Raw genomic sequence first — 6,827 nt, forward strand, 5'->3', positions numbered from 1 at the left:
ATGATTGACATAATAGGTCTATTGAATCTATTCATTTGATTTATATCGTAAGTAATTAAAATTCGATGTAGGGACTACTTTTTGGATATTGCCATCTTTATCTTTATAAATTTCAAATTCTTGATAGGTTTCCACGCTATATCCATCGACTTCTTCTGTATTTACCAATCTCTCTTCTAATGTTGGTGATTCGAGATTTGCGGTTTGAGCATCTTTATCAGAAAATGTCGGGACATCTGTAGTAATTTGGTCAAGGTCTTGATTAGAAAGTGTATTTAAATAAGCAAATGTAATCAAGCAAAAAAGAATGATAATGAATGCATTTCGTTTTGATTTCAATATGGTTTTCAAAAACGATCACTCCTTCTATGGCAAAACATCTTTATCTCTTTTTTATGCTTGTCTCTAAATCATTATTCTAATTTACGAAAGAAATAGAAAAAACTATTATCTTAAACATTCTTTATTTCTCTACTATAATAAACTAAATCATTTTATAGTATAAGAGGGGAATAATAATGCTCAATATTTTAACCATTATTATTGGATCATTAATTGTAGGTATTGCATATAATTTTTTTCTAATACCTCATCATATTTTGAGTAGCGGCTTAAGTGGAATTGCCATCATGCTTGGCTTTATCACACCTATTAATACAGGTATTTTTAATTTACTTTTGAATTTCCCACTTTTAGTGTTAGGTTTTGTAAAACTTGGGAAACGATTTATTTTTTACACAATATTATCCGTCATAGTTCTTTCGGTTGGTTTGTATGTAATCCCTGTTATCAAAATAACAACAGAGCCACTATTAGCTTCTTTAACAGGAGGGGTATTAACAGGTGTTGGAATTGGATTGATTTTCCGTGCATCTGGGTCATCTGGTGGTTTCGATATTATCGCTATGCTTTTAACAAAGAAGAAAGATTTCCCCCTTGGTGCAATAATCTCTGCTATGAACGGAGTAATTGTGGTAATGTCAGGATTTATTTTCTCATGGGATGCAGCCCTTAATACGATGGTGGCAATCTTTGCGACAGGGAAGGTAATTGATACCATTCACACAAAGCATATAAAATTAACGTTAACGATTGTTACTAAACAAGGCGAGGAAATGAAAGAAAAGCTATTGGCTAATTTATACCGAGGTATAACGTTAATGAATGGCGAAGGGGCGTATTCGGGAGAAAACCGCAAAATTCTCATGACGGTGATTACTAGGTATCAATTAACAGAAGTAAAAAAAATAATTCGTGAAATAGATAAAGAAGCCTTTGTAAATATAACAGAAACAGCTGAGGTTATGGGTTTGTTTCACAGGGGATAACAATGAATGAAAGACAACAACCTTTACGAAAACAGCCTTAGTAAAATAGAGGTAGTATGTGATAAAATAGGAAATATAAATAACGTCCACATGAATTGTTAATGTGGGCGTTATTATCGAATGTTACATAATTAATAGAAGGAGAAGAATAATGGAAAAAATACTTATTTTCGGACACAAAAATCCAGACACAGATACAATTTGTTCTGCCATCGCATATGCAGAGTTAAAGTCAAAGCTTGGCTTCGATGTTGAACCTGTAAGACTAGGCGAAATGAATGGGGAAACAAAATATGCATTAGATTATTTTAAAATGGATTCACCTCGCTTAGTTGAAAAGGTTGCAAGCGAGGTAAAAAACGTTATTTTAGTTGACCATAATGAACGTCAACAAAGTGCGAATGATATAAATGAAGTTCGCATTCTTGAAGTTATAGATCATCACCGCATTGCGAACTTTGAAACAAGTGACCCTTTATATTACCGCGCTGAACCTGTTGGATGCACTGCAACTATCCTTAATAAATTATATAAGGAAAATGGAATTCAAATCCGCAAAGAAATTGCAGGCTTAATGCTGTCAGCAATTATATCTGATTCACTTTTATTCAAATCACCAACTTGCACAAATGAAGATGTAGAAGCTGCAAAGGAATTAGCTTCTATTGCAGATGTAGATGCGCAAAGCTTTGGATTATCAATGTTAAAAGCAGGAGCAGATTTAAGCGATAAAACAATCGACCAACTTATTTCACTTGATGCAAAAGAATTCCAAATGGGTGAATACAAAGTGGAAATTGCCCAAGTGAATGCCGTTGATATTAACGATGTCTTCTCACGTCAAGCAGATGTAGAAAAAGCTTTATCAAATGTTATAGCTGATAAGCAATTAGATTTGTTCTTATTTGTTGTAACAGATATCTTAACTAACGACTCTACAGCGATTGCGCTAGGACGTGGAGCAAAAGCCGTTGAGAAAGCTTATAATGTAGAGCTTATCAACAGTACGGCTGTATTAAAAGGTGTTGTCTCTCGAAAAAAACAAATCGTTCCAATTTTAACTGAAACATTTAAGACAATTGAACTTTAATTCAAAAGAAAAAAAGGAGTAGTGCTACATGTGTAGCATTACTCCTTTTTTCATGTATAAAAGGAGAAACAAAATGACAAATTATTTATTATTCCATACAAATGTTAAATTGTTTTGAAAATTTGTTGTTCCTTTTGTAAAGATTTCGTAAATTTTTGTCGATTTATCTTCCTATTTGGTGAAAATCATTTAAAATGGTGTAGGTGATGTTTTTATTAGAGCTGTTTTCTTAATAGAATATTGCTTTTCGTCACTTGTTATTAAATCGAAAGTGGACTTAGTTTCGGGTATCTTTTCTTAAAAGGTAATTCTTTCTTAACTTAAATTAAGATGGTTATAAGATTTAAGTTTTTAAAAACAACAAGGTTTTAAGAAAAGAGCCTTAAAAGAAAACAATTTTGGGGGAATAGGAATGCCAATCATTGAAAAAAAAGATAAATTTTCACTAATGTTAGGCAATATTACTGCTAATTTGGAAGATAGTGCTAAATTTTTAACGGAAATGCCGATTCAAAATGCCGATGATTTAAAAACACTTTCAACAACTATGAAACATTACGAATCTATAGGAGATACACTGATTCACGATATTATCGTTGAACTCCATAAGGCATTTATTACTCCAATTGATCGTGAAGATATTCTTCAACTTGCTATGCGGTTAGATGATGTGTTAGATGGCCTTGACCATGCGGCATCGTTGATGGAAATGTATTCTATTACACAGCCAACAGTCTACATGAAGGAATTTGTGACTGAAATTTTTGGGAGTTGTCAAGAAATCTCTCAGTCTATCCAATTTTTAGCAAAGAAAAAACTATTAGAAATTCGTCCACATACTATTAAAATCAAAGATTATGAATCAAAATGTGATACTATATTACGCGCTTCAGTAAAAGAATTATTTGCAAATGAAAAAAACCCAATTACGATCATCCAATATAAAGAGATTTATGAAAACCTTGAATTAATTTCAGATTACTGTCAGGATGTTGCCAATATACTTGAAACCATTATCATGAAAAATGCATAAGGGGAAGAGCCGCGAATGAATTCAATTTTAATACTAACAACTCTTATCGTTATCTTTGCACTTGTGTTTGATTTTATCAATGGATTTCATGATACAGCAAATACAATTGCTACTTCTGTATCTACGAAAGCGTTAAAACCGAGGCAGGCAATTTTACTTGCATCAATTATGAATTTTGTTGGGGCTCTTACTTTTACGGGAGTAGCCAAAACAATTACAAGTGATATAGTAGATCCATTTCAACTTCCAAATGGTGGAGTAGTAATTCTTGCTGCATTATTTTCAGCAATAATTTGGAATCTGATTACATGGTATTATGGAATTCCTAGCAGTTCTTCCCATGCCATAATCGGATCTATAGCAGGAGCTTCCATTGCCGCTGCTGGTTTTGGTGCTATTAAATTTCATGGGTTTCTAAAGATAATTGAGGCTTTACTCATTTCTCCAGTCATTGCATTTGTTATCGGTTTTATTATTTATTCAATCTTTAAATTGACCTTAAAAAATAGAAATCTTGCAAAAACGAATAACCAATTTCGTTTGATTCAAATTGCTACTGCTGCGATTCAATCTTATTCTCACGGTACAAATGATGCTCAAAAATCAATGGGAATTATTACGATGGCACTTATCGCAAATCATTATGTAACATCAACTGATATTCCTTTTTGGGTTCAATTATCGTGTGCTCTCGCAATTGGAATAGGTACTTCTATAGGTGGTTGGAAAATCATCAAAACAGTTGGTGGGAAAATCATGAAAATTCGTCCAGTAAATGGGGTCGCTGCCGATTTATCATCCGCACTTATTATATTCGGTGCTACTTATATTCATATGCCAGTTAGTTCAACACATGTTATCTCTTCCTCTATTCTAGGTGTTGGCTCTGCGCATCGTATTAAAGGAGTTAAATGGGGTACTGCACAAAGAATCCTTATTACATGGGTGATTACCCTGCCTATCTCAGCAATCTTAGCTGGCTGTTTTTACGGTATAATCCATTTATTCTTTTAAAATAAGAAAAACAAATGAAAGTATTTGATTAATTGTATCAAATACTTTTTTTTACATTCTCTAATAGTATAATGAAGATAAAAGTACGTATTTGCGAGGAGTTTCAAATGAAATTAATTATTGCCGAAAAACCTGATCAAGGCTTGAAATTAGCAGCTCCATTTTCCTTCACAAAAAGGGATGGTTATGTGGAAATTGCTCCAAATCAAATATTTCCAAGAGGAGCTGTACTAACATGGGCAATTGGTCATCTTTGTGAGCTTATTCCCCCTGAAGAGTATGATCTTAAGTGGAAGAAATGGTCACTCGAAACATTGCCAATCATTCCTAATCATTTCCAGCATCGTGTAACAAAATCAAAATGGAAGCAATTTAACATTATTAAAGGATTTGTACAACGGAAGGACATTGATGAAATTATTATTGCGGGTGATGCGGAGCGGGAAGGCGAAGCAATTGTTAGAATCATTTTAGAAAAATGCAAAAACCAGAAGAAAATGAAGCGTCTTTGGATTTCTTCTTTAACTACAAAATCGGTAATGCAGGGTTTTGAGAATTTATTGGATGAATCCGAAACACGCAATATTTATTACGAAGCGCTCAGCCGTGCTTGCGCTGATTGGTTAGTTGGCATGAATGCTTCAAGGGCCTATACACTTTTACTGCAAAAAAAGGGAATATCGGATGTTTTTTCAACTGGAAGAGTCCAAACGCCAACTCTCGCATTAATCGTCAAACGTGAAAATGAAATTGCGAATTTTACATCTGAGCCATTTTGGGAGGTCTTTGCTACATTTAATATAAACGGAAAAATGTATGAAGGAAAATGGCATAAAGACGGGGAAACAAGACTGAATAACGAGTCTATGGCCAAGAAAATCGCCGGGTTTTGTAAAGGGAAAGAAGCGAACATTTCTTCCATTGAAAAGGAAAGGAAAGAATTTCAACCACCTTTATTCTTTAATTTATCTGCTTTACAAGCGACCGCAAATAAACTCTATAAATTCTCTCCGAAAAAAACCCTTGATATAGCCCAAAAATTATATGTAAAAGGCATTATTTCCTATCCACGGAGTGATTCGAGCTTTGTTACAAAAGAGGAGGCAATGAGTTTTCCTGAAATACTTCAAAAGATAAGTAAAATGGATTCATATAAAGCCTATTTTCCACTTCCGATAACATCTATTCTGAATAACTCTCGCTATGTGAATGAAAAAAAAGTGACCGATCACTATGCAATTATTCCAACTGAACAAGTTGTTAATCCTTCTAAACTCTCTGCTGAAGAAGAAAAAATCTATTCTCTAATCGTCCAGCGTTTAATTGCAGCACATTATGAAAAGGCAATCTTTGATTATACGACAATTCATACATTGGTAGAAAATAGAGCAACCTTTATATCAAAGGGAAAAGAACAGATTCAAGAAGGCTGGAGAAAAGTAATTTATCAAAACAATCCGGAACAAAAAAGCGAAAAAGCGGAAGATGAGCAGGATTTACCCACTTTAAGAGATGGAGAGAAAGGTGTTGTCCAAGCTATTAAAGTAAAGGGTGGAAAAACACAGCCACCAAAGAGATATACAGAAGGACAGCTCATTACATTGATGAAGACTGCCGGTAAGCATCTGGAAGATCAAGAACTTATAAAGGTTTTAAACAAGACTGAAGGATTGGGAACGGAAGCTACTCGTGCTGGTATAATAGGAGTATTAAAGGATCGTAAATATATAGATGTAAAGAAGAATCAAGTATTTGCTACAAACAAAGGAATGTTATTAATAGAATCTATTGGCACTAGTATATTAGCATCACCTGAAATGACAGCAAAGTGGGAACAAAGGCTGCATGAAATTGGTGAGGGGAAAGCTTCCCCAAATCACTTTTTGGAACAAGCTAAGAAACTATCGATTAAACTAATCGAGGATGCGAAAGAATGTAGCGGAAGATGGAATTTTCAATATTTTGATTTAGAAGAATTTAAAGCAAATAAAACCTCTGCAAAAAATAAGAAGCTTGGGACGAAGTTAGGTAAATGTAAAAAATGCGATGGTGATGTCGTTGACAAAGGAAAAATTTTTGGATGTTCTAATTACAATACTACTAAATGTGATTTTGCCATATCCAAGAAAATATTAGGAAGAACTATTTCCCAATCAAATGTAAGAAAGTTACTCACTGAAGGAAGTACTGATTTTATCAAAGGGTTTAAAAAAGATGGAAAAGAATTTATAGCGAAAATAGAATGGAAGGATAATAAAGTTGCCTTTTCATATCAGTAAGTTCATTTTGAATTGCTATTATTATTATTCCCTTTCCCTTTCCATTTTTTTATCATACTGTACATTGAGAACATGCAGAATAT

At 33.5% G+C, this 6,827-nt stretch carries 6 protein-coding genes; 5 read left to right on the forward strand and 1 reads right to left on the reverse strand.

The genetic code is table 11. The features are described 5' to 3' along the window. Window positions 1-27 precede the first annotated feature (27 nt). Window positions 28-351 carry a hypothetical protein gene (locus AC3WJF_RS22690; RefSeq protein WP_492456311.1) on the reverse strand — a complete coding sequence of 108 codons (324 nt, stop codon included), beginning with the start codon at window positions 349-351 and terminating at the stop codon, window positions 28-30. Between the two features lie 167 nt (window positions 352-518). Between AC3WJF_RS22690 and AC3WJF_RS22695 the strand changes: the two genes are divergently transcribed. From AC3WJF_RS22695 to AC3WJF_RS22715, 5 genes are all read left to right on the forward strand, one after another. After that, window positions 519-1,328: a YitT family protein gene (locus AC3WJF_RS22695; protein WP_492456313.1), complete on the forward strand. Its 810-nt coding sequence runs from the start codon at window positions 519-521 to the stop codon at window positions 1,326-1,328. A gap of 151 nt (window positions 1,329-1,479) precedes the next feature. Beyond that, the gene (locus AC3WJF_RS22700; RefSeq protein WP_492456315.1) at window positions 1,480-2,418 is read left to right on the forward strand and encodes a manganese-dependent inorganic pyrophosphatase; all 939 of its coding nucleotides are present in this window, start codon (window positions 1,480-1,482) and stop codon (window positions 2,416-2,418) included. Window positions 2,419-2,830: 412 nt separating this feature from the next. Continuing rightward, the gene (locus AC3WJF_RS22705; protein ID WP_492456317.1) at window positions 2,831-3,451 is read left to right on the forward strand and encodes a DUF47 domain-containing protein; all 621 of its coding nucleotides are present in this window, start codon (window positions 2,831-2,833) and stop codon (window positions 3,449-3,451) included. Window positions 3,452-3,466: 15 nt separating this feature from the next. Continuing rightward, window positions 3,467-4,465, forward strand: coding sequence for an inorganic phosphate transporter (locus AC3WJF_RS22710; RefSeq protein ID WP_492456319.1), 999 nt, complete (start codon window positions 3,467-3,469; stop codon window positions 4,463-4,465). Between the two features lie 107 nt (window positions 4,466-4,572). Next, on the forward strand, window positions 4,573-6,744 hold the full coding sequence (locus AC3WJF_RS22715; protein WP_492456321.1) for a DNA topoisomerase III: 2,172 nt from the start codon (window positions 4,573-4,575) through the stop codon (window positions 6,742-6,744). Window positions 6,745-6,827: the final 83 nt, after the last annotated feature.

This window comes from Heyndrickxia sp. FW510-T9, assembly GCF_058781025.1.